The 22924-nt window shown below is 52.1% G+C and carries 28 protein-coding genes and 1 pseudogene; 18 read left to right on the forward strand and 11 right to left on the reverse strand.

Annotation, left to right across the window (positions count from 1 at the left end):
• Positions 1–61: 61 nt before the first annotated feature.
• The 4 genes from ACZ1HJ_RS06415 (at position 62) to ACZ1HJ_RS06430 (ending at position 2574) form a co-directional block, all read left to right on the forward strand.
• A complete protein-coding gene (locus ACZ1HJ_RS06415) occupies positions 62–910 on the forward strand; it encodes a flagellin N-terminal helical domain-containing protein (protein WP_472721484.1) in 849 nt (282 codons plus the stop codon).
• A 76-nt stretch (positions 911–986) separates the two neighbouring features.
• Positions 987–1364: a flagellar biosynthesis regulator FlaF gene (gene flaF, locus ACZ1HJ_RS06420; RefSeq protein WP_472721485.1), complete on the forward strand. Its 378-nt coding sequence runs from the start codon at positions 987–989 to the stop codon at positions 1362–1364.
• Complete coding sequence (gene flbT / locus ACZ1HJ_RS06425) at positions 1361–1765, forward strand: flagellar biosynthesis repressor FlbT (protein WP_472721486.1); 405 nt, start codon at positions 1361–1363, stop codon at positions 1763–1765. Before flaF ends, flbT begins: the two co-directional genes overlap by 4 nt.
• Positions 1762–2574 (forward strand): DUF1217 domain-containing protein, encoded by an 813-nt coding sequence (locus ACZ1HJ_RS06430; RefSeq protein ID WP_472721487.1) that lies wholly within the window; start codon positions 1762–1764, stop codon positions 2572–2574. Before flbT ends, ACZ1HJ_RS06430 begins: the two co-directional genes overlap by 4 nt.
• Before the next feature lie 89 nt (positions 2575–2663).
• Here the strand turns inward: ACZ1HJ_RS06430 and ACZ1HJ_RS06435 are convergent, their stop codons facing one another.
• Positions 2664–4049 carry a FliI/YscN family ATPase gene (locus ACZ1HJ_RS06435; RefSeq protein ID WP_472722168.1) on the reverse strand — a complete coding sequence of 462 codons (1386 nt, stop codon included), beginning with the start codon at positions 4047–4049 and terminating at the stop codon, positions 2664–2666.
• A 112-nt stretch (positions 4050–4161) separates the two neighbouring features.
• Between ACZ1HJ_RS06435 and ACZ1HJ_RS06440 the strand changes: the two genes are divergently transcribed.
• Genes ACZ1HJ_RS06440 through ACZ1HJ_RS06480 form a run of 9 tightly spaced genes read left to right on the forward strand, consistent with a single transcriptional unit; the run spans position 4162 to position 8709 of the window.
• Positions 4162–4512, forward strand: coding sequence for a FlgB family protein (locus ACZ1HJ_RS06440; RefSeq protein ID WP_472721488.1), 351 nt, complete (start codon positions 4162–4164; stop codon positions 4510–4512).
• An 11-nt stretch (positions 4513–4523) separates the two neighbouring features.
• Positions 4524–4916: a flagellar basal body rod protein FlgC gene (flgC, locus tag ACZ1HJ_RS06445; protein ID WP_472721489.1), complete on the forward strand. Its 393-nt coding sequence runs from the start codon at positions 4524–4526 to the stop codon at positions 4914–4916.
• Between the two features lie 12 nt (positions 4917–4928).
• A complete protein-coding gene (fliE, locus tag ACZ1HJ_RS06450; protein WP_472721490.1) occupies positions 4929–5219 on the forward strand; it encodes a flagellar hook-basal body complex protein FliE in 291 nt (96 codons plus the stop codon).
• 4 nt (positions 5220–5223) lie between these two features.
• On the forward strand, positions 5224–5493 hold the full coding sequence (locus tag ACZ1HJ_RS06455; protein ID WP_472721491.1) for a flagellar biosynthetic protein FliQ: 270 nt from the start codon (positions 5224–5226) through the stop codon (positions 5491–5493).
• A gap of 3 nt (positions 5494–5496) precedes the next feature.
• Positions 5497–6210, forward strand: a complete 714-nt coding sequence (locus ACZ1HJ_RS06460) for a flagellar hook-basal body complex protein (RefSeq protein ID WP_472721492.1) — start codon at positions 5497–5499, stop codon at positions 6208–6210.
• Positions 6211–6225: 15 nt separating this feature from the next.
• A complete protein-coding gene (gene flgG / locus ACZ1HJ_RS06465; protein ID WP_472721493.1) occupies positions 6226–7011 on the forward strand; it encodes a flagellar basal-body rod protein FlgG in 786 nt (261 codons plus the stop codon).
• The gene (gene flgA / locus ACZ1HJ_RS06470; protein ID WP_472721494.1) at positions 7011–7430 is read left to right on the forward strand and encodes a flagellar basal body P-ring formation chaperone FlgA; all 420 of its coding nucleotides are present in this window, start codon (positions 7011–7013) and stop codon (positions 7428–7430) included. Before flgG ends, flgA begins: the two co-directional genes overlap by 1 nt.
• 8 nt (positions 7431–7438) lie before the next feature.
• Positions 7439–8173: a flagellar basal body L-ring protein FlgH gene (gene flgH, locus ACZ1HJ_RS06475; RefSeq protein ID WP_472721495.1), complete on the forward strand. Its 735-nt coding sequence runs from the start codon at positions 7439–7441 to the stop codon at positions 8171–8173.
• 11 nt (positions 8174–8184) lie between these two features.
• A complete protein-coding gene (locus ACZ1HJ_RS06480) occupies positions 8185–8709 on the forward strand; it encodes a flagellar basal body-associated FliL family protein (protein WP_472721496.1) in 525 nt (174 codons plus the stop codon).
• A gap of 37 nt (positions 8710–8746) precedes the next feature.
• Here the strand turns inward: ACZ1HJ_RS06480 and ACZ1HJ_RS06485 are convergent, their stop codons facing one another.
• The 10 genes from ACZ1HJ_RS06485 to ACZ1HJ_RS06530 form a co-directional block, all read right to left on the reverse strand.
• On the reverse strand, positions 8747–9172 hold the full coding sequence (locus ACZ1HJ_RS06485; RefSeq protein WP_472721497.1) for a hypothetical protein: 426 nt from the start codon (positions 9170–9172) through the stop codon (positions 8747–8749).
• On the reverse strand, positions 9169–10257 hold the full coding sequence (locus ACZ1HJ_RS06490; protein WP_472721498.1) for an EscU/YscU/HrcU family type III secretion system export apparatus switch protein: 1089 nt from the start codon (positions 10255–10257) through the stop codon (positions 9169–9171). The genes ACZ1HJ_RS06485 and ACZ1HJ_RS06490 overlap by 4 nt, the downstream gene beginning before the upstream one ends.
• Entirely contained in the window at positions 10254–11027 is a 774-nt protein-coding gene (locus tag ACZ1HJ_RS06495; RefSeq protein WP_472721499.1) for a flagellar biosynthetic protein FliR, read from the reverse strand. The genes ACZ1HJ_RS06490 and ACZ1HJ_RS06495 overlap by 4 nt, the downstream gene beginning before the upstream one ends.
• Entirely contained in the window at positions 11024–13114 is a 2091-nt protein-coding gene (flhA, locus tag ACZ1HJ_RS06500) for a flagellar biosynthesis protein FlhA (RefSeq protein ID WP_472721500.1), read from the reverse strand. The genes ACZ1HJ_RS06495 and flhA overlap by 4 nt, the downstream gene beginning before the upstream one ends.
• A 3-nt stretch (positions 13115–13117) precedes the next feature.
• Positions 13118–13618 carry a transglycosylase SLT domain-containing protein gene (locus ACZ1HJ_RS06505; protein ID WP_472721501.1) on the reverse strand — a complete coding sequence of 167 codons (501 nt, stop codon included), beginning with the start codon at positions 13616–13618 and terminating at the stop codon, positions 13118–13120.
• Between the two features lie 399 nt (positions 13619–14017).
• Entirely contained in the window at positions 14018–16327 is a 2310-nt protein-coding gene (locus ACZ1HJ_RS06510; protein ID WP_472721502.1) for a hypothetical protein, read from the reverse strand.
• Entirely contained in the window at positions 16324–17193 is an 870-nt protein-coding gene (motA, locus tag ACZ1HJ_RS06515) for a flagellar motor stator protein MotA (protein ID WP_472721503.1), read from the reverse strand. Before motA ends, ACZ1HJ_RS06510 begins: the two co-directional genes overlap by 4 nt.
• Positions 17194–17264: 71 nt before the next feature.
• Positions 17265–17867 (reverse strand): MotE family protein, encoded by a 603-nt coding sequence (locus tag ACZ1HJ_RS06520; RefSeq protein ID WP_472721504.1) that lies wholly within the window; start codon positions 17865–17867, stop codon positions 17265–17267.
• 11 nt (positions 17868–17878) lie between these two features.
• Positions 17879–18277 (reverse strand): hypothetical protein, encoded by a 399-nt coding sequence (locus ACZ1HJ_RS06525; RefSeq protein ID WP_472721505.1) that lies wholly within the window; start codon positions 18275–18277, stop codon positions 17879–17881.
• A gap of 10 nt (positions 18278–18287) precedes the next feature.
• Entirely contained in the window at positions 18288–18782 is a 495-nt protein-coding gene (locus ACZ1HJ_RS06530) for a flagellar basal body-associated FliL family protein (RefSeq protein ID WP_472721506.1), read from the reverse strand.
• A 125-nt stretch (positions 18783–18907) separates the two neighbouring features.
• On the opposite strand from ACZ1HJ_RS06530, the pseudogene fliF reads away from it, so the two are divergent.
• The 5 genes and pseudogenes from fliF (at position 18908) to ACZ1HJ_RS06555 (ending at position 22922) form a co-directional block, all read left to right on the forward strand.
• Positions 18908–20541: pseudogene (fliF, locus tag ACZ1HJ_RS06535) on the forward strand (flagellar basal-body MS-ring/collar protein FliF).
• Positions 20541–21128 (forward strand): FliH/SctL family protein, encoded by a 588-nt coding sequence (locus ACZ1HJ_RS06540; RefSeq protein WP_472721507.1) that lies wholly within the window; start codon positions 20541–20543, stop codon positions 21126–21128. The pseudogene fliF and the gene ACZ1HJ_RS06540 overlap by 1 nt, the downstream one beginning before the upstream one ends.
• A complete protein-coding gene (locus ACZ1HJ_RS06545; RefSeq protein WP_472721508.1) occupies positions 21128–21424 on the forward strand; it encodes a FliM/FliN family flagellar motor switch protein in 297 nt (98 codons plus the stop codon). The genes ACZ1HJ_RS06540 and ACZ1HJ_RS06545 overlap by 1 nt, the downstream gene beginning before the upstream one ends.
• A gap of 37 nt (positions 21425–21461) precedes the next feature.
• Positions 21462–22160, forward strand: coding sequence for a flagellar type III secretion system pore protein FliP (fliP, locus tag ACZ1HJ_RS06550; RefSeq protein WP_472721509.1), 699 nt, complete (start codon positions 21462–21464; stop codon positions 22158–22160).
• A gap of 444 nt (positions 22161–22604) precedes the next feature.
• Positions 22605–22922, forward strand: a complete 318-nt coding sequence (locus ACZ1HJ_RS06555; protein WP_472722169.1) for a rhodanese-like domain-containing protein — start codon at positions 22605–22607, stop codon at positions 22920–22922.
• Positions 22923–22924 lie beyond the last annotated feature (2 nt).

Below are 22924 nucleotides of genomic sequence, written 5' to 3' on the forward strand. Positions count from 1 at the left end.
CTTCCGAACGAGGGCGGGATGTGAAACTGGCGCAAAAGCGTCAAAGCTAAAGGAAAATGCTATGTCCAGCATTCTGACAAACAACAGCGCAATGGTTGCATTGCAAACCCTGAAATCGGTCAACATGAACCTGGCCAAAACTCAGGACATGATCTCGACCGGTAAGGCGATTGCAACTGCCAAAGACGGTTCTGCTATCTTTGCCATCTCGAAAGTGATGGAATCTGACGCCAGCGGTTTCAAGGCGATTTCGGACAGCCTGGCGCTCGGTGAATCGACTGTCGCCGTTGCTTCAGCAGCTGCTGAACAAACGGTTTCTGTTCTTCAGGACATCAAAGCTCTGATTGTTTCCGCAAACAGCGAAAACGTTGATCACGCCAAGATCCAGAACGAAATCGCTGAAAAGAGCGCTCAGGTTGCCTCGATTATCAGCGCTGCTCAGTTCAATGGTGCTAACCTTCTCGCCACTGATGTGGACGGTAATGGTGCAACGCAATTGACCGTACTTTCGTCGCTTGACCGTGTTGGTTCCGCCGCACCTACAGCGTCGTCTATCTCTGTCAATGGTGTTGATTTCGAAGCAGATGTCGATCTGGCAACTGATTTGACCGCAATTACCGATACTGCGACTGCAGCAACTGCTCTCGGTGAAATCGAAGCCTTCCTGCAAACAGCAATTGATGGTGCTGCATCTCTTGGTGCTTCTGCCAAACGCATCGAAGACCAAGGTAACTTTGTCTCGAAACTGACAGATGCCATGACGTCGGGTATCGGCGCTTTGGTTGATGCGGATATGGAGGAGGCGTCAGCACGTCTGCAGGCCCTTCAGGTACAGCAACAGTTGGCGACTCAGTCGCTCTCGATTGCGAACCAGGCTCCACAGGCGATCCTGTCGCTGTTCCGTGGATAAAGACTGGCTTCAGGGGCGCTTTTTTGGCGCCCCTGAACTTCTAGCCATCTAAAAATACTCTCCGGAAGGATGTAAAGTGAACGCGATACTCAAAGCGCAGAATGCCTATGGTCAACAAAATCATGCAGTTCGAACCGAGCGGGGAACAGAGTATAACGTTCTGGCTCAGATAACACACCGCATGAAATCCGCCTCTACCCGTGGGGACAGCGGATTTGTCGACCTCGTCGCTGCACTACAGGATAACAGGCGTCTGTGGACGCTATTGGCCACAGATGTTGCGGATAACAAGAATACCTTGCCCAAGTCATTACGGGCAAGAATTGTCTATCTGGCAGAATTTACACGCGTTCATACCGGTAAAGTTTTGTCGCGCTCAGCAAAGGTTGATGCGCTGGTCGAAATCAACACTGCGGTGATGCGCGGATTACGAAAAGAAAGGACTGCAAAATGAGCGGCCTTGTTCTAAAACTGAGCCCCAAAGAACGTGTGTTGATCAATGGGGCAGTCATCGAAAACGGTGACCGTCGATCACGTTTGTCTATCATGACCCCAAAGGCAAATATCTTGCGCCTTAGGGACGCAATTCACCCGGAAGAAGCGACCACACCCGTTCGGCGCGTTTGCTATGCTGCGCAACTGGTCTTGTCTGGGGATGCGGAACCCAAGGAGTCGCGCCTGAAGCTCCTGCGGAGCATCGAGGAATTGAGCCAGGTTTTAACCGACCCGGACAGCCGGGCTCGGTTGTCTGAAGCTACGGATGCACTTCTTCAGGACCAACACTACCAGTGCCTGAAAGCGCTACGTGCCTTGTTACCGCGCGAAGAGCGCCTGCTGGCTCACCGTCCGTCATGAATTTCCAACCGCTTGTCCCTATCGGTGGCGTTTCGGGTTGGGTGTTGCTGAACAACACGCTGGAACGACAAACCGAAGTTTTTAACAAATCGCCACTCATCGTGCGTGATACGGACTACTTCGAGCAAAACATCGGCAAGATTCAGACGGCAGAACAACTAGTGTCTGACCGAAGACTTCTTCGTGTCGCTTTGGGCGCGTTTGGTCTTGGGGATGATATCAACAGCCAAGCGCTTGTACAAAAAATCCTCGAAGAAGGCACGGTAGAAGATGATGCTCTGGCCAATCGGTTGGCTGATGAAAGGTACAAGAAGTTCACCGATGCATTTGGTTTCGGGGAACCTGCGCTGCCGCGAACGCAATTGGCCGGGTTTGGGCGCGAAATGGTTGATAAATTTCGCGAGCTGGAATTTGAGGTCGCGGTAGGCCAGCAAAACGAAAGTTTACGGTTGGGAATGAATGCACAGCGGGAGCTTTCTGAAATTGTGACCAGCGATGATTCCGAAGATGCGAAATGGTTTGCGATTATGGGAAATCCGCCTTTGCGCAAAGTTTTTGAGATTGCGCTGGGGTTGCCCAGCAGCTTCGCGCAACTCGATTTGGACCGTCAATTGGAAACCTTCAAATCGATGTCTCAAAATCAGCTCGGTATTGAGTCTTTGGAAGAATTGGCGGATGACGAAACGAAAGAAGACTTCATTCGTCGTTACCTCATTCGGGATCAAGTTGCTTCTTTTGAGATACAATCAAGCGGCTCTATTGCTTTGACGCTCTTGCAGTTGGCGCCAAGTCCATTTGGTGCGAATTAGAACAAACTTTTGATATAAACAGCATAAAGAAGTTTGGATCAGCGAGCGATTCCGCATTGCAAATGGAAGGCGCACACGCTCATGTTTGCTCAAACTCCGTTTTGTCCGCTAGCAGCTTTCACGCTGGCAGTCCCTGTTTTTGGACCGGCGCGCCTCAAAATAACTGACAAGCGATCAAAACTGTCTTGCACAGTTGGGGAGCCGGTGTCCGCAAGAAAGCCGTCCAATTCCCCCCAAACACGCAACGCCTGGTCCAGCTCTGCATCGGTTCCTTCAACATATAGGCCAGCTTTCACCATTGTTTCAGATTGCGCGTAGACTCCCAACAGTCGGCGTGCCCGCATAATCAACGAGTTTTCTTCTTCACCTGCGGCCGCTGGCAGGCTTCTCGAAACGGATCTAAGCAAGTCAATTGCAGGATATCGCCCCCGTTCAGCGATTTTCCGATCGAGGACAACATGTCCATCCAAAACACCGCGCAAAATATCCGCAACTGGTTCATCCATATCGGAACCTGCAACCAGCACACTTAGCAAAGCGGTGATGTCACCGGTGTCGTGAGAGCCGGGTCCAGCACGTTCGCACAAAGACATAATCATGTGGGAAGTCGAAGCGGGAAACCCACGCAAAGCCGGTAGCTCGCCGGCTGCTGTTGCGACTTCACGATGTGCTTCGGCAAACCGGGTGACCGAATCTGCCAGGAACAAGACATGACATCCTTGGTCACGAAAATGCTCAGCGACGGTCATTGCCGTCCAGGCACAGCGGCGTCGCACAAGGGGCGAAAGATCAGACGTGGCAGCGATTACGACAGACCTTTGCATTCCTTCAGGTCCCAACACGTTTTCGACAAAGTCGCGAAGCTCCCGTCCGCGTTCACCGATGAGCGCAAAGACGACAACGTCGGCTTCCATGTTACGTCCGAGATGCCCCAGCAAATTTGACTTTCCCACGCCTGAACCAGCAAACAACCCGACACGCTGTCCGCGAACAATCGGCAAAAGGGTGTTGAATGCGGCCATGCCCGTGTTCAGGCGCGGGCCAAGCGACCGTCGCTGTGCTGCAGCTGGCGGATCTGCCCTCAAAGCGCGTGCCTTCGGACCGCGTAGCAAGGGGCGGCCGTCAAGCGGCTGACCAAAGGGGTCAATGATGCGTCCTATCCAACTGTCAGCGGGTGCAATGTTGCTTGCGTCCAACAGAACTGCGCGATCACCAAGAGAAACACCGTTTGGTGCTTCGTCAGGCAGCATCATTACACCACCTTGATCAATTTGCAGGACTTCGCCAGACAACCAACCACCTTTGCGGCGCATAACACGGACCCGGTCGCCCATTCCGGCGGCGTTTCCCAAACCGCCGATACGCAATGTGTTTCCTTGCACAGCGCTAACACGTCCGATCACCCTTTCGACCTGTAGAGTTGCAATTTCGGCCTTTAGACCCGCCAGAGGTGATTCCATGATCGTGCGCTCCATTGTGCTTCTGAAAACAATTTTTAAACGAATCATCGTTAAGCCTTGGTTGAAACCAATCGAGGGAGAAGCCCCGATGTTCGGAAAACTGGATATCTTTCGCATGGCGCACGCCATGTCAGTTCATGCAGGCGCGAGACAGGCTGTTGTGGCGCAAAACATGGCCAATGCAGACACGCCCGGTTATGCCGCACGTGACGTGCGCCCATTCAAAGAAATTATTGATACAGGCGAGACTGGCTTTGCCCCAAGGGCCACGCGGCCCGGTCACCTGAACGCGCCAACAATGCCCTTTGATATTGGCATCTCAGAACGCCGCGATGTTGAAGCAGACCCCAACGGAAACTCCGTGTCCCTAGAATCGGAAATGCTGACGGCTGTTGATGTGAAACGCCAACATGATCGCGCTCTGGCAATCTACAAATCATCGCTGACCGTGCTGCGCACGGCAATTGGCCGCGGATAGGAGGGCAGCCCATGAGTGAATTCACAAAATCCCTGTCTGTTTCAGCGAGCGGTCTGAAAGCTCAGGCGCAACGCTTGCGGCATGTGTCAGAAAACATCGCGAACACGGATACGCCGGGATACCGCAGAAAAAGTGTTTCATTCGAAACTGAATTTGGGAGCCGGGACGCCGTTGGTCGAGTTGAAACCAGCCGCGTCAATCTGGATCACACAGAATTGGCACGGGTCTATGATCCAAGCCATCCATTGGCCGACGAATCTGGCCATTATGACGGGTCCAATGTGAACCTGGTCATTGAAATTGCTGACGCGCGCGAAGCGCAGCGCAGTTATGAGGCGAACCTCAAAATGTTTGATCAAGCGCGGCAAATGTCGTCAGGCCTGATGGAATTGTTACGTCGATAAAGGAGATCCAGAATGGATATCAAAGCCATAAATGCTGTTCAGAAATATGCAGCCTCCCGCCCAGCCACCGAGCCGAACGCCGGTCAGGGCGGTATGGGCGAGGCCGTTACAGGCCTCGCCAAAGACTTCGCAACCACGCTTCAAGAAAGCGAAAACATCGCCAAGGCGGCGATGACGGGTGAAGCTGATCCGCATGCTCTGGTGCAGGCTTTGGCACAAACGGAACTGGCGGTTGAGACCGCTGTTACCGTTCGGGACAAAGTAGTGGAAGCGTATCAAGAAATTTTGCGGATGCCGGTTTAAGCGCATGCTGGACGAAGTGATCTTTTTTGACACCCTTCGACAAGGGTTGTGGGTGGCTGTGATCATTTCGTTCCCGATCCTGACTGTGGCATTGGTCGCCGGTTTAACCGTGGGTTTGTTCCAAGCCCTGACATCCATTCAGGAACTGACATTGACTTTCGTGCCCAAGCTGGCGGCCATCGTCGTCATTTTCTGGCTCACGATGGGCTTCATGACCCAAACGCTGGTCGCGTTTTTTCAGGACTGGCTGATCCCGTTGATCATTGGAGGCTGAAATATGGAAAATGCAGGGTACACAACGCTGACGCGCCAATCTGGGCTAATGCGTGAAATGCAAGTTGTGGCGAACAATATCGCCAACAGTGCCACAACAGGCTTTCGGCAAGAGGGTGTGGTGTTTGCAGAATTTATCCGTGAAACCGGTGATGGCGCATCGTTGTCGATGGCCTCCGCGCATGCACGAAACACATCGATGGTTCAAGGAGCGTTGACCAAAACCGGCGGATCTTTGGACCTTGCAATTGAAGGCGACGGTTTTTTCCTGATTGAAACACCAGCCGGGCAACGCATGACGCGCGCCGGTAACTTCGCGTTGTCTGCGGAAGGTGATCTGGTGACCAATGATGGATTTCGCGTTCTGGACGCGGGAGGCGCTCCGGTTTTTGTGCCACCTGATGCAACCGGGTTGGGTATCTCCGCGGATGGAACCATCAGCGCCGGTGGGCAACCACTGGGCCAAATCGGCCTGGTCCAACCTGCGGACAGGATTGAACTCATTCGGGAAGATGGCGTGATGTTTCGTACCGAGGGCGAAATCGAACCTGTGCCTGACGGCCGAGTTTTGCAGGGATTTCTGGAAGGGGCCAACGTTGACCCAGTTGGCCAAATTGCCCGCATGATCGAAGTGCAGCGCGCGTATGAAATGGGTCAGAGTTTTCTGGATGCCGAAAATGAACGGATCCTCTCCGCCCTCGATACATTCACCCGATAAATAAAGGAGGTGCCAATGCGCGCCCTTAAAATTGCAGCAACCGGAATGGCCGCCCAACAAATGCGGGTTGAAACCATATCGAACAACCTCGCGAACATGTCGACCACTGGATATAATGCGCGAAGGGCAGAATTTTCTGACCTTCATTATCAGCAGTTCACGCGTGCCGGAACGGTCAACGCGTCAGATGGCACTGTTCTTCCGACCGGCGTTCAACTTGGTTTGGGTGTGCGACCTGCCGCTGTTTCCATCAATCTCGAGCAGGGGTCTCTTTCGGCCACGAACGGAGATCTCGATGTTGCAATCGACGGCAATGGCTACCTCGAAGTCACGATGCCTTCTGGTCTGTCGGCGTACACGCGCGACGGCGCATTGAAACGATCCGCCGAAGGTCAGATCGTGACTTCTGATGGTTTCCCTCTCTCTCCGGAGATTGTCATTCCGGATGACGCTCGCAGTATTTCGATCAACCCCGCCGGAGAAGTTTTTGCGTATTTTGCTGACACAAGCGAAGCCCAATCGCTGGGCGAAATCAGCTTGTCCAGCTTTACCAACCCCAAAGGTCTGGAAGCCATTGGCAGTAATCTCTTCACTGAAACGGAAGCGTCTGGACCAGCCTTGGTTGCAACTCCGGGTGAAGATGGCTTGGGAACACTAAGACAAGGTTATCTCGAAGACAGCTCGGTCGACCCCGTGCGTGAAATCACGGAATTGATCGAAGCTCAGCGTGGTTACGAATTAAACGCCAAAGTCATCTCGGCATCAGACCAGATGTTGGGCGCAACCACACAGGTGCGTTGATGAAAATCTGCGTGTTCGCCATTGTCTATCTTATTGCAGGCCAGGCTGCGGCGGATGCTGTTTTCGCAACGCGCACCATACGTGCGAACAGTATCATCACGGCCCAGGACCTTGTCGTAAAAGAAGGCGAAATTTCAGGTATGGCAAGCACCCCGGACCAACTGATTGGGTCCGAGGCCCGGGTTGCTCTTTATGCAGGACGCCCGATCGCTCTGGCCAATGTCGGACCACCCGCTTTGGTAGAACGCAATCAGATTGTCGCCCTCGTCTTTCAGCAGAATGGTTTGACCATATCAGCTGAGGGCAGGTCTCTGTCGCGGGCGGCTGTGGGCGATTACGTTCGAGTGATGAACCTGTCATCACGTTCAACTGTTTCCGGTCGGGTCATGCCCGACGGTCGAATTTTGGTTTCACGATAGGATCGTACATGTTCAAATGTAGTTTAGGCCTTTCTTGTTTAGTAATGCTCAGTGTCGCTGGGTGCAGCCGCATGGATCACATCGGCAAGCCACCAAGTTTCACGCCAACAGAAAATTCAACTGAACATGTCGCTATGCTAAATCCCGGTTTGCCGTTGGCTGTTGAGCCCCGTCGCCAAATCGATCAAGCGTCACTTTGGAGTGGTGGCCGGCAATCGTTGCTTGGTGATCGTCGGGCGTTGCAACGTGGTGATATTTTGACCGTGGTCATTGAGATCGATGAAGAAGCGCAAATTTCAAACTCCACATCGCGCTCGCGAAGCGGGTCGGAGTCGCTCAGTGTCCCTCATCTCTTCGGTATCCCTCAACGTATCAACGAAAAACTTCCCGATGGCGCGTCGCTGGACAATGCCGTGTCGCTGGATTCATCTGGTCGGTCCGGTGGAGACGGCTCTGTCAGTCGTAAGGAAGAGTTGACCTTGCGTATCGCCGCAACTGTGATGGACGTACTTCCAAACGGCGTCTTTGCAATCCAGGGCACACAGGAAGTCAGGGTAAATTTTGAGCTGCGTGAGTTGCTGGTCAACGGCTACGTGCGGCCGGAAGATATCTCGCGAAAAAACGAAATTACGTATGACAAAATTGCGGCTGCCAGGATTTCCTATGGCGGGCGTGGCCAGATCACAGACGTGCAGCAGCCCCGCATCGGGCAACAAGTCCTCGACGCCGTCTTGCCGTTTTAGGAGAGCGAAAAATGCTGGGAAAAATTTTGCCTCTGCTGTTGGCATTGGTTGGCGTCGGTGGCGGGATTGGTGCGGGCCTTGCATTAAAGCCTGAACCACAGGAAACAACCGAGGAAATGCAAACTAAAGAAGAAGCTCATGATGAGCAAAACCTTAGTGAGCCAGAGATGGACGACTCGCATGATGAAAAGTCTGACTCTGATGAAATGGACTCAGTTGAGTATGTGAAGCTCAACAATCAATTTCTGGTACCGGTCGTGGTTGATCAATCCGTCCAGTCTTTGGTTGTTATGTCTTTGAGTGTAGAAGTGTCCGCTGGCAGCAGTGAAAGTATCTACATGCGTGAACCAAAGTTAAGAGATGCCTTTTTGCAGGTGCTTTTTGACCATGCTAATATTGGCGGGTTCAAAGGCGAGTTTACAAACGCCAAAAACCTAAACGTGCTCCGCAATGCTTTAACGGAAACCGCTCAGACCATCGCAGGTGATGCTGTGGTCGGGGTCTTGATTACGGACATCGCCCGTCAGGATGTGTGATCGGACGCGATCGCTTTATCGGGTCATCAAGAAAAGTCTAACCTTTCCAAGCTTTGACATTAGAAATGTCGTCTTGGGATTGTGACGCTTTCTTTTCCAGCGCCTTGCGTTCGGACAAGCAGCGTTTTTCCAACATATTTGCAGCAGCTAATTGCTTGCCGAACGCTTTTCTTAGCTGGACAGTCATGCGCTCTTTTTGAACCAGCACTTGTGCCAGTTCGATGTTCAATTTCTGACGTGTGCGACCGACCCAACCTTGCCAAAGAACGTCCGCGCCAATCTGGCGCAATGGACCAAGCTGCGTGTCGGGCAACGCAAGGCTGTTGCGCCGGTGATCCTCAAGATCTTGCAGGTCCCGCCTCAGCTTCGTTTCTTGTGCAAGGACGTCCTTCACCTTAGCCAGTTCGGCGCGGTAAACCGCATCCGTCAAGGTTACCAAGTCATTTAGCGGGTCCACCGTCATCCAAAACTCCTCGCTTTTTTGCGCATAACCTCGGCAAACCGAATGGCCGCTGCGACGGCACGATATTGATCCGGATCGATTTCATGACCTATTTGCGTGCCGGCGTGTATGGCGCGTGCGGTCGGTGGATCGTGTCGTATTGGTACGCCGTTTTCCTGCGCCAGTTCGCGAATAGCATGCGCAATATGATCCACACCTTTTGCGACACAAACAGGTGCCGCCCCGGGTGCGCGCGACCATTTCAGTGCCACTGCGTAATGTGTGGGATTTACAATAATTACGTCTGCATCTGGAACTTCCGACATCATCTGTTCCGAGGCAATTTGATGCCCGCGCTGTCGACGTTCTTGTTTCATATGAGGATCGCCCTCATGCTTCTTGTGCTCATCCCGTATCTCTTGGTGCGACATCCGGTTTTTGCGAAGGTGATCATGTCTCTGCCAAATATAGTCGACGGCGCCGACGCTGAGCGAAATCAGCAAGACAATGAACATGAACTCAATCATGACCTGCGCCATCAAGGCACCGACAATATGCGGCGCGCCATGGATTGCACCCGCGATATCGGAAATCCTGAAAGCCAAGAAAACGCCTAGCAAAACCGAAAAAAGGAGTAGTTTTACGAAACTCTTCGCGAATTCAAACAAACCTGAAATTCCGTATTTGTTTTTCGCGTTCTGGATCGGATTGATGCGGGACATCTTGGGTTTCAGCTTGCTGGGTGCAAAAACAAAACCCCGCTGTGCTGTGATTGACAAAATAGAGGCCCCGGCTGGAATCAAAAACCAGCCCAGCAACCCAACAGTTATTGCACTCAGGAGGCCACCAACGGCCGTTTTCGCCTGACCATTGAAAAATAAGTCGGCGAGCGGTGTGGCCTGGTCAACCAATATCATCAATGACGTACTGACCTGTTGAATGGAGGCACCGCCAATTGCCAATCCGGCCAACAAAAAACCGCCATATGAGGCCGCAGTCGTCAGGTCTGCGGATCTGGCAATCTCACCCTTTTTGCGCGCCTCGTCCAGTTTGTGCTGGGTCGGCTCGTGGGACTTTTCGGTTTCGTCGTCGTTTCCTGCCATCATCCGCCCCCGAAAGGATTAATGACAAATCGTTCGATGGCATTTACCCAAACCGTGAGCATTGTTGGCGCCATCAACAACAATAACCCAAGTCCTCCTGCGGTGATGACCGGCGCACCGACGAACACGACCATGAGCTGGGGCATTGCCCGGTTGATGATGCCTAAGGTCAGATTGTAGATCACCGACAAAATGACAAATGGTGCAGCAAGGGTGAATGCGAGAGCGAACGCACCCGCAATTTGCTGTACACCCCAGGCAGACACGGATACCGCGTCCAGCCTTTGTCCCACGGGAAAGAGTTCGTAGGTCAAAACCATCATTTGCGCGGTCCGCACGTGCAGCCCCATCATCATGGCAAGCGCCAAACCACCAACGACAAGCAAATGACCAATCGCAGGAAGAGGCGTAACGCCAGCACTTCCCAAAATTTGTGCAAGTGATGTTGCTTGGGCGGCAATCGAACCAGCGGTTTGTAACGCGAGCAAGAAAAGCCGAATGCCAATGCCGATCATTAAACCGACAATAGTTTCCGTCAACACGATCCATGCCAATGGGGGAGGGTTTTTAATCGTATCTATCAATAAGGGAGATACAGCCGGTGATACGACCAGGGTGAACATGAGGGCCAGAATGAGTTTGACCCGAACGGGAACAGATCGTTCACCGAAACCCGGAAACAGTGACATGACCGGTCCGACACGCAAAAAGACAATAAAGTTTATCCAAAACAGTTCACGCGAAATCTGCAGAAGATCTGCTGCCGCGTTCATGCCGCCGTCGCCACGCCAACGAGTGAGGGTTTCGTCTCAAGCCCGATTTCCTCAAAAGACAAGACCGGGTTCGAGATATCTCGGGCCGACAGTACCGTTCGGAGAAATCTGCGCCGCAAGGTGGACGTTACGATAGCCGGGTAAATTCCCTGTTCGCTCGCTCGAGCCACTTGTTCCGAGATGGAATTGGTCAGCGAATTAAAGATTTCAGGTGGTAGCGCAACATCCATCCGGCCTCTGTCACTATCGATCTGATAGGTTGAAAACGTGTCTTCCCATTCCGGCGCCAATTGGATCAGTGGCAAGCTGCCATCTGTGCGTTGCAGGTTCGCGACCAGCTGAAATCCCAAGCGCTGCCGTACATGTTCGCAAATTGCTTCTGTTTGAGTGAACAGCTGACGTGCCTCGGCTGTCGCTTCGAGGATGAGAGGCAAATTTCGAATGGATACTTGTTCCGCCAACAGCAATCTCAATACGGAGTGCAGCAGGTCTGATGGAACACGTTCGGGGATCATTTCATCCAGAAGTTTCCGGTTGGCCTCAGAACGTGCCTGATCTGACAGGTTAACCATTTCGTCCAGCAAACGCCGCATGGCTTTCATGGTTAGCAGCCGGCTTAGATTACTTTTAATCACTTCCAGCAAATGCGTTGCCAAGACCTCTGTTGGGGCAACTAAAGTTGTACCGCTCAACGCGGCATCATCGCGTGCGTCTTCCGGTATCCAACGGGCAGGAGCGCCGTATACCGGTTCGGCTACATTTTCCCCGGCGGGCAAAGTGGCGTTGTTTTCAGGATCCAAGGCCAGAACCTGGTCTGCCCGCAAAACAGCTCGTGCTTGTTCCACGCCTTGCACGCGCACCAAGTACGTGCCGTTGGACAAACCAGGATTATCGGTCAACCGAATTTCCGGCAAAATCAATCCGTAGAATGTTGCGACATGTGTCCGCATGTTGGAAATCCGAGCGTCGAGACCAATGCCAGGATCCAAAATCATATTGACCAAATCCGGTGCAAACTCGACGTGGATGTCATCCAGTTCCAAAATATCACCCAAGGACTTGTCAGAAATCGGCTCTTCTGTTGCGTCCGTCGGTTCGTCTGCCAGTGCATTCTGTTTTTGCGTTCTAAACATCATCCATGCCGTGACGCCGAGCCCAATTCCGCCGACGATAAATGGAACGAATGGCAACCCAGGTACCAAAGCAAAAAGCACCATGAGAATTGCGACAGTCGCCATCGCAGAAGGATAGCGCGCGAGCTGCGAACCCAAGGCTTTATCTGTAGCGCCTTGTGCGCCTCCTCTGGCCAGTAAAAGCGCTGATGCAATTGAAATAACAACTGCCGGAATTTGAGTTACCAGCCCGTCGCCAACAGTCAGGATTGCGTAGGTTTCGAACGCCGTGGCCAAGGGCATGTTATGGACCACAATCCCCATTATCAAACCCATGACGAGGTTCAACAAGGTTATCAACAAGCCCGCAATTGCATCTCCTTTTACGAACTTTGACGCGCCATCAAGAGATCCAAAGAACGTGGTTTCCTGTTGTTCCTGTTCCCGGCGTGCCTTGGCTTCCTGGTGATTGATTGCGCCTGCAGACATATCACTGTCGATGGCCAATTGTTTGCCCGGCATGCCGTCCAGAGCAAATCGGGCGCCGACTTCGGCCATACGAGCTGCCCCTTTCGTGATGACCATGAAATTGACAATCAGCAATACGCCAAAGACGACAAGACCGAGGAAAACGCTTCCCCCCATTACGAAATTAGCAAACCCTTGAATGACGCCGCCTGCCGCATCCGTCCCCGTGTGGCCTTGTCCAATGATCAGCTTTGTTGACGATACATTGAGCGACAATCGTAGCATTAGAGAGGCCAGCAGGATCGTAGGGAATGCCGAGAAATCAAGTGGCTTTTCGATGAACAGCGTTACGGTGAAAATCAAAATGGCGAGAGCGAAAGAGGCTGCTAATCCGACGTCTAACACCCATGCAGGAACGGGCAAAATCATCATTACAATGATCGCCATAAGCGCAAGTGCCAACAGTACGGTTGGTTGAAAGAGATCACGGATTGATAGGTTCTTCATTGCTCAGGAGCCTTCTGAATCCGTGCGAGCGCCAAACAACGATCTGGTGTTCGTCTGGCGTAAAGGCACAAGTGATCCGTTGGATGTTACCGACCCTACGTGTGTGAGAAGTGGGTAAGTGTTTTGTCGACTTGGTTTGCTAGTAACTTGGGGCAAGTCTTCCGCGGTGCGACTTGGCGTCACCCACTTGTCATGTGTGCCATGAATTCGGTCAAATCGTGCGCGGTAGTGTTTCGCATGTTTTGGCGTACGGGAGTGAAATGCACCGGCCGCTAGCGACCAATCTCCGGTCTCTTCAAAAAGTTGCAAAAGGAAAGTCGCCGCATAGCGTGCGTTTTCCAATGGGTCGAACATTTGCTCGATCGACTCGAAGGAAGACCCGTGCCATTTATAGTTGATTTGAAAACAGCCCACATCAAAACTGCGGGCGCCGCGTTCGACGTGATCATAAACAAACGACCGAGCGGCTTGTTCGTTTTCGAACCACTTCCCTTTGCCCTCCATGTTTACAGTCCATGGCCAAGGTTGCAGGGCTCCATTCAAATTTCGACCTGTTTCGGTTCGCGTGACGGTCCATAGAACGGAGAGAGGAATTCCTGTTTCGACGGCCACTCTGCGAGCGGCGTGATCGCATATTTCTGCTGTCTTTGCGTGTAGAATTTGAGGGGCATGCGTGATGACAAAAAAAGCAAGCGGAACAGCTGTCCAACTTTTTGATGCAAAAAAGTAATTTCGAGCGCGCGCCTAAAAATACAACACGCCTCGAAACAGCCTTGCTTCAGATTTTTACTAACACTCGCTAACATTCGCTCTCCCGACGGCACATTCTGTAGCCTATATTCGGAAAGTAATTTTGGAGTGTTTAGATTTGGTAACCCACTTCGATTAAACGAACCAGTTACTTCACTGTGGATCAGAAACAGGAGACGGTTTAGTGCGGAGAAGTTCTTGAATTGCATCTCTCGTAGCAGAGCTCTTTTGGATAAGATTTCTGTTTCCTGCCAGTGTTTGCACATCAGTTGGCAGATTTTCTTCGCTGTCACTGGCTTGGTCCTGCTCTAACCTTGAAGCCAAAAAAGAAGCGACAGTGGCGGTCGCATTGTCTTCTGCATCCAACAAATTTTGCCAGTCTTCCGCCAACCATGATTGACGCTCTGATTGCTTTTGTTGGTCTATTTCCGAGTACAATGCAGCTGCGATACGGTGATTGCCGTACGAACTCATTGCAACAGCCTGCAACAAAACAGAATCGTCGCCTTCAAGTCCCGCGAGATCGCTGGAAACTTGCTGTGGATTTCCTTCTGCAATGGATATCTTCGCGCGCAATATTCTCCGGGAACGGTTAGTTGAACCTTCAACCTCACTTTCGATGAAGCTTCGTGCTTCAGATGGAAAGCCGATTGACAAAAGTCGCTCAGCAGCGGCATTGGCGACAATACCATCCAAGGCTTTTTTGTCGTCTTTGTATTCATCGAGAGCATGACGAAGAAAGGTCACTTCGTCTGCACGTGTGGTCAATTGGTCCAGCATTTCGGTTTTCAAAAGAATTTGATCGCCTGCTTCTAAGTCGTCGGAAAATTTAGTGAATTCTTCAAAAGACTGATCAAATGCCCCGGATGCCGCCAAGCCAACAATGTAAGCGCTGATCAATGCTGACCCCTGTTCACCTTCTTTGTGTTGGTTGATGTATGAACCGGCAAGTATGGCCTGATCATACGAAACACTGTTACCGGCCGTAACTTGTGAATTTATCAACTCAATAAGTGCCGTTGCAGAGAGTTCTGAGTTACTTGAAGCGACGCTTTCCATTTTTTGGACGGCCGCGTTTTCTCGACCCTCATCGAGGTCAATCTGGGCTTCGACAAGCTGTGCACCGGGTGTGATCATGTCTTCATGCCTGTTCACAATGCGGAGAACTTTGTCCGCAGCCTCTTGGTATCCACCATCCAGGAACCGCTGTGCGAGCGTGGGCCCAAGATGGCTCCTAAGATGACGGGGCAAGGCATCAAATGAGCGCAAGACAGCATCGCTATTTACGGGCACATTCGCAGGTAAATACTCGTGAGAAAGGACGGACCAAAGCGACGATGAGTTTTCACACTCGAGTTGGTGTTTCAATGAGGAGTTCTCTGTTGCGTGGCCATGCTCGACAATCGACGCAAGCGTTTTGAGAATATCGGATCCGTCGGTTTGGAAATTGATCATTTCCAGTGCGGATCGAGCTTCGACCCCGAACCCATAAAACAGATATAGTTTGATCAGTTGATTAACGACATCATCGTCTAGCTCGTCGAGTTCGTTTGTCAGATTTTTGTGTAGCCTGCTGATTTGCGTTGCAAAGGGTTCGTCTGAACCCCAGGCGCCGACGTCGATCATCTTTTCCGGTACACATGTCGTGTCTGTTGATGCGCCTCCTGATTGCCCCAAGAAAGCGAGGAAATCCCTATCAACACTGCTTTGAACCTTCAGGTTGACGTGTGACATCGTGCTTGTTTCTGGCTTTGGTGCAGGCGTTTTCTGCTGAGCGACGTCAGGTGCTTCTTCACGTGGTTTTTGTTCGCGCACGGCCTCCAACCTCGGGGAAAGCAGCCCCTGCGATGCAGCTCGACTAATTTGCATGTTTAGTTGGTTCCGGGCTTCCTCAATTATTGCCTCTTCCCGAAATTCGGTTTGAGCACCCAGAGCAATTTCCACGTTCTCTTTGGGCGTACTCATGAGATTTTGGCCGGAAGGCCTAAAATCTGCCATGGACGCTGCTAGAGAACTTGATTGTCCGGTTGGTGTAACCTGAACACGCGCGACTGGCGGGTCCGGTTCAGCTTTTACCTCAGTCTCCACCAAAAGCACACTCTCCGTGGCTTCTCGAACATCCAAAACCAGAAGCGCTTTACCGTGCCAGAAAGCCGAGACTTCGCAGTCACATCCAAGTTTGATGTCCAATGACTTTTGTTCAGTAGATGTCGAAACATCCTGAATGCGGTCTTGCGAAATGCGGTTGAAAACAGCAGTCGTATCAAACGAAAAATTACTACCAGGAAACAGAACAGTTGCGTTATCAACGCCGTATTCTATTTCGAAACGAACTCGCATCGGTAAATCAACGATAAGTCTTGTAAACTCGTCGTGTTGGCCTGACCGAACTTGTATTGTTTGCGCATTCAATGTGCCAGCAAGCACGCACGCAGCGAACAGAAAAAACCAGAAGCGCATCATGCGGCACCTTGTTTGACGCTCTTCAAAGCTTCTTCAAGTTCGTTGAAACTTGGCCTGCAGTGCGACGGTGTATTTTGGCGACCGACTTCAATGCAAATATTGGTTGCGTGATTATGCAAGTTGGCGACCAAAACTTCGCGAATAAGCTGATAGAAATGACCGTCATCTTCCACAACAGTTTTGACTTTTCCGGCAAAGGGTCCGACCAGGCCATACGACAAAAATACGCCTAGGAAAGTACCGACAAGTGCCCCGCCAATCATTTTACCCAGAACTTCCGGGGGTTGGTCGATGGAAGCCATTGTTTTAATCACGCCGAGAACCGCGGCAACAATGCCGAGCGCGGGAAGGCCGTCTGCCATGGATTGTAGCGCATGGCTGGAGTGCATCGCATGATGCATTGTGGCATCCATACGTTTTTCGAGCACTTCTTCCACCTGGTGCGGATCGTCATAATTCATCGATGCAGACCGCAACGTGTCACTGATCAGCGAAACGGCTTCTGCGTCTTTGAGAATCTTTGGGTATTTTGAGAAAATCGACGAGCTTTCGGGTTCTTCGACATGTTCTTCAATAGCCACGGGGTTTTGCCGCGCCAGACGGATCAATTCGAATAACAAGCAAAGCAAATCACGGTAGTCGTCGTGTTTCCATTTGGGTCCCTTAAAGACCTTGCCAATATCTTTGAACGTGTGTTTTACCGCAGGCATATCGTTGCTGATCAAGAACGCACCGATTGCTGCACCACCAATCATCATCATCTCGAAAGGCAATGCCTTAAGAATGATCCCCAGTTTACCGCCCGCAGCAATGTATCCGCCGAAGACCATTGCGAAAATCACTACAATACCAATTATGCCGATCATCGTACTCTCCAGCCAAAACGTGTTGGCCTACCCTGCCATCGCCGAGTTAAAAAACACTGACCAGTTGGAAATTATTCGGACGGAACATTGGCATTTCGGCCGGCCAACACGACGCTAAAGGTATGGGCCGCTTCGGGGCTCAGTCCGGCCATGACAGCGGCTGCTGCTTCGGGTCGCATGCGTCCCAAGAAACCGGCGGCAAAATTTGGATCCATCTCTTCGAAAAGCGCGGCCGCCTGCTTTGGCTTCATGTTTTCATACACGCGCGTAAGCCGATCCAGATCGCTTTCCGCGGCGGTATCCGCCAAAGCAATGGTTTCGCGTAGCATCTCCTCAGCCTGTGTCAGTTCGGCCAGCTTGCGATCTATCTCTTCATTGGCAATTTTCAGCGCTTTCAGCCGATCTTCCAGTGCAAATTCTTTTTGCGCTAAATTGGCCTCTCTCTTCCGAAATGCATCCAGCATCAGTTGGAAGTCTTTCGGAGGTTCCACCCCAACACTTGCTGTCTCTTTCATGGCCATTTCCGAGCCGTTGGTTGCCTTGGCAAAGGCTTGACCTGCATCATCACCGATGCGGATGACAGCAGATCCCACCAGCAGTGCAGATATAGCGACAAGGGCACCTCGACCAGAAGGTTTGCGTCGGCGAGAGGGTTTGGTTTTTTTACGGAACATATCGGAGCCTTTTACGCTGCATCATTGTGACGTTTGAAAACCGGTGCGATTGGATTTTCCTGCTGTTGAGGGGGTGCCTCGGCAGGTGCAGGCGGAGGTGTTGGATTGGGTGGAGCGACAGACGGATCCGGCAGGTCGTGCATTGATGCGACCAAAAGTTCCAGGCGCTTAGCAACACCCTCGGCGCGGTCTGTTAGATCCCCCAGGGAATCGGTCGATGAACTTGCGGTTGACTGCGCTGCCAAGAGCGTCTTTGTCAGATCATCCACCTGAGCAGATAAAACAGCAACCGCACCGCCAACGCCGTTTTCCAGGTCATTGAACCGGCTCAAACGCCGCGCGAGAATGTAGCAATAGAAACCAGCGCCCAATGCACCAGCCACGAGAAGAATATCGGCTATCATTTCCATTTTTTGACCCTCAATTCAGTACAAATTCCATGATCAACAAATCACTGACACGTCCGGCGCCAGTTACGATTTGAATGCGGCGCAGCATCTGGGCACGTAAGCGGACGAGCACCGAACTGCTTTCCAAAACAGCTGGATCCAAAGCTCGGAGATAACTGTTCAAAACATCGACTACCCGTGGCATCAACTTTTCGACTTCTTCTTTGTACGCCGGTTCGATTTCGAGCTGGGCCTGAAATCGCAAGTGACTGCTACTACTGTCTTTTCCAAGCGAAATCACCAGAGGATCAATCGGTAGAAATGCGACGTCGTCAGTTATCATGTCGTATTCTGGTGCATCGGTTTTCGCAGCGGTTTCAGGTGATTCGCTTCCAAAAAGAAGCCCGGACTGGACCGCATAAAAACCACCGCCGCCGCCAGCGACTGCAAGCACAAGCCCTATTAATAGAGGCAGTTTAGACTTCTTCTTTGGGGCTTCTTCCCCGGTTTCTTCAACTTCGGACATGATGCATCCCTGCAAGTTTCGCTTTTCGCAATATAGACCGGCAGGAACTAACCGATTGTTAAGCCTGATCAGCGAAAGATGAGACAACCGAACGGCAGAATGTCGTGGATCAGGAGGCAAAGAAATTGCAGCAGATTGTAAATATCTGGACGGCCATGAACATGCAGCGACGCTTGATCGTCGTGCTGGCAACTGTGGCTATGTTTGCGACGGTGTTGTCGCTGACGCGTATGGCATCCGCACCCAGTCTGACATTGTTGTATTCCGGTCTCGAAAATGGGGCCGCCGGCGAAGTTGTGACAGCGCTGGAACAGCGCGGTGTCGCATACGACGTTCGGGGTGGATCTATTTTTGTCGAAGCTGCCCGGCGTGATGAATTGCGCATGACGCTTGCCAGCGAGGGGCTGCCGACAAATTCTAGCAGGGGTTATGAATTGCTAGATGGTTTGTCGGGTTTTGGAACAACCTCACAAATGTTCGACGCCGCTTATTGGCGCGCAAAAGAAGGCGAACTTGCGCGCACGATTGTGTCGCATCCTTCGATCAGTGCGGCTCGTGTTCATATCGCCAGTACGGGTTCAAATCCGTTTCAACGCGATACCCGTCCATCTGCGTCCGTATCGATCACCACAAACGGTGGTGACATTTCCGCAAAACATGCCCGAGCGTTACGGTTTTTGGTAGCGGCAGCCGTCTCTGGTCTTACACCGGAAGATGTGTCGGTCATTGATAGTTCCGGTGGTCTTGTGGGTGCCGCAGAAGAGGCTCCGGCGAACACTTCTGAGGATCGGGCTGATGCTCTGCGCCAGCGAGTTCAGAGATTGCTGGAGGCGCGCGTCGGTCCCGGAAATGCGGTTGTTGAAGTGAGCGTCGACACAGTGACGCGCACCGAATCTATCCGACAACGGCAAATTGACCCGGAAAGTCGAATTGCAATCAGCACAGACACCGAGGAGAGGTCGAATTCCGCGTCGGATCAAGGCGGGGGGATGTGACTGTTGCGTCAAACCTTCCTGATGGTGATGCCGCCGGCGGTGATTCTTCGTCGAGTCAGACAAGTGAGACCCGCGAGCGTGTAAATTACGAAGTTTCGGCAACCGAGCGGGAAATAACCAACATACCAGGTGCGATCAAACGTCTAACGGTAGCTGTTCTCGTAAATGGCACCACGGCGGCGGATGGTTCTGGCGGAGAGGTTTTCGAACCAAGGTCTGAGGAAGAATTGGATGCCTTGCGCGAATTGGTGGCCTCTGCGGTGGGTTTCGATGAAAGCCGAGGCGACGTCATCACATTAAAAACAATGGAGTTCGAGGAGGTTACGTTGGCTGGGACGGCTGCAGAACCCTCCCTTTTTGCAAGTCTGGGGCTTGATCTGATGTCGATTATCCAGGCCGCGGTTTTGGGCTTAGTGGCGATTGTACTTGGTCTCTTTGTCGTACGCCCACTCTTGTCCAATCCGCCTCAGCCGTCAGCTGGCCAATTGGCGCCGCCAGATCCCTTGGCGGCAGCAAGCACTGTTGCCGCTGATGGCAACGCCCTGACCGGTGAGATCGCGGACGGAAAGTTTGAGAGTGACGATATCCCCGTCATTTCCGACCAAACCGGCGACGGGCTGGGCGATGGACAAATGCTGCCTGCCTTGGCTGCAGGTGACCAGGAAGATCCTGTTGAAAGATTGCGTGGTTTGATCGGCGAGCGTCAGGAAGAGACCGTGGAAATTCTGCGGAGCTGGCTTGAAGGCGAAGAGGAGAATGCCTGATGACAATTGGACATCTTCTTGAAGATTTCGGTGCATTTGCAACGGGTTCACCAGTTTCCATCAGTGATGTTTCTTTGGAAGAGCAACGTTTGGAAGCGTTTGAAAAAGGGTACCAGGCAGGATGGGACGACTCGGTTAAAGCCCAGTCAGAAGGCGCAGGGAAAGTATCTGCTGATTTGGCGCAAAACCTGCATGATCTTTCACTGACCTACCAAGATGCCCATACCGGCATGTTGAATTCCATGATGCCCCTCTTGCAACAGATAGTAGAGGTCGTCTTGCCCCGTGTGGCGCATGAAACACTGGGCCCTCGCCTCGTTGATATGCTGCATGAGTTGGCAAAGGAACACGGCAAGCATCCGGCGGAAATTGTTACAGCACCTGCAACTGTTGCGGCCATTGAAGAAATGATGCCGGAAGACTTGCCCATGCCGACGAAGGTAACGGGGGAATCGTCTCTTGCGGAAGGACAGGTCTTTATTCGCATAGGCGAGGCAGAGCGTGCCATCGATCTGTCGGAAGTTCTGTCCGAGATAAAACGTTCAGTTTCCGGCTTTTACCATGAAAATCAAAAGGATATCGCATAATGGAAGATACTGTTGCACAACCTAAATCTGGCGCAGACCTTTCAAATCCGTTTTCGTCGGTACCGATTGAAATCACGATCTCGGTTGGAAAAGCGCGCCCGCTTATCCGCGATTTGCTAAAGCTCGGACAAGACGCCGTTTTACCGTTGGATAAGCGCGTGGATGACGCCGTTGAGCTTTACGTAGGTGAACGTCTGATCGCACGCGGACAATTAGAGGAATTGGAAGGTGATCAGGAAGGGCAACTCGCTGTCAGATTGACGGAAGTTGCTGATCTGCAAGACGGTCTGGGATGATATCTCGAATTTTTTCCCGGCAACGTTGGGGTTTTTGTTGCTTGTTATCGTCCCCGCGCCGGCGATTGCTCAGGAGCTTTCTATCTCGCTGGGTGACGACGGGTCGCTGTCGGCGCGCACCCTGCAATTATTTGCGCTTATTACCGTGCTCAGTCTGGCGCCGGGGCTTGCGATCATGATCACGTGCTTCCCGTTCATAGTGACCGTTCTATCGATTCTGCGTCAGGGGATCGGGCTGCAGCAATCACCGCCAAATATGTTGATTGTCAGCCTCGCGCTCTTTTTGACCTACTTCGTGATGGAACCCGTTTTTACGGCCGCATGGGCGCAAGGTATCGAGCCTTTGCTCAATGAAACGATCCCGGTGGAAACTGCAATTACCCGCGCGTTGGAGCCGTTCCGAACGTTCATGGCCGGACGTGTGGATGGTGACACATTTTCCGCCATGGCAGCGCTTCGTCCGGATGCGGATTCCATCCAGACAGGGCCAGATGCACCTTTGTCGGTCCTCGTTCCCAGTTTTTTATTGTCTGAGATTTCGCGCGCCTTCCAGATTGGATTTTTGGTGTTCTTGCCCTTTTTGATCATCGATCTGGTTGTTGCTGCTGTGCTGATGTCCATGGGGATGATGATGGTGCCACCCGCAATCGTATCCTTGCCATTTAAACTGGCGTTTTTTGTGATTGCCGATGGTTGGACACTGATCGCAGACAGCCTCGTACGCGGATACTTTTAAACAGTACTCCCTCGCTAGCATCGTCCGCGCAGGTTGATTGGCCATACCAGCTGCGTTGCAGATGTCGGTGCTTTGGTAAGATCACTGACATGGCGCACGATATCACAAGACTGCGAGAATTGGGCCTTTGGCGCTGTCATAAAGAACATAAAGCCTTATGTTTGTGACGATGCTGTTTCGTTTGGTTCCTTTGTGTGCCTGACTTTGCCTCGGACTTCCGACTGCCGGTTCCGAGCACTAAGTCAGGAACGCAGAGCGCATCTGCCGGTGCCAATATAGAACGACATCTAAAGGGAGCGAACCTTGGAAACGATGAACAAAAGCCGACGTTTTTTTATGGGTGGCCTTGTCGTGGCCGCTGCTGCAGGTGGCATGTCCTTGGTCTTTGTCCAAAGAGCCTCCGGTGAAGCGGTAGAACTAAGCCCTCCTGAAGCCCTGGAAGCTATGCGGTCCGGCAAGTTGGTTTTGGTTGATGTGCGTCGTCCGGACGAATGGGCACAAACGGGTGTTGCGGAAGGTGCGTTTCCAATTGATATGCGCCGAACAGATTTTGTAGAGGCCGTTCAAAAGGCCTCTGAGGCAAATCCGAATGCTCCGATCGCATTCATCTGTGCCAGAGGTGTTCGATCGCGCAGAGTTACGCGACTTATGGAAAGCGTGGGTATTACCAATATTGTTGATGTACCTGAAGGAATGCTGGGGTCTTCTGCGGGACCTGGCTGGTTGGAGCGTGGTTTGCCCGTCGTTTCCGCTGGCAGCTAAAC

The sequence above is a fragment of the Roseovarius sp. JB2-10 genome (assembly GCF_055693585.1).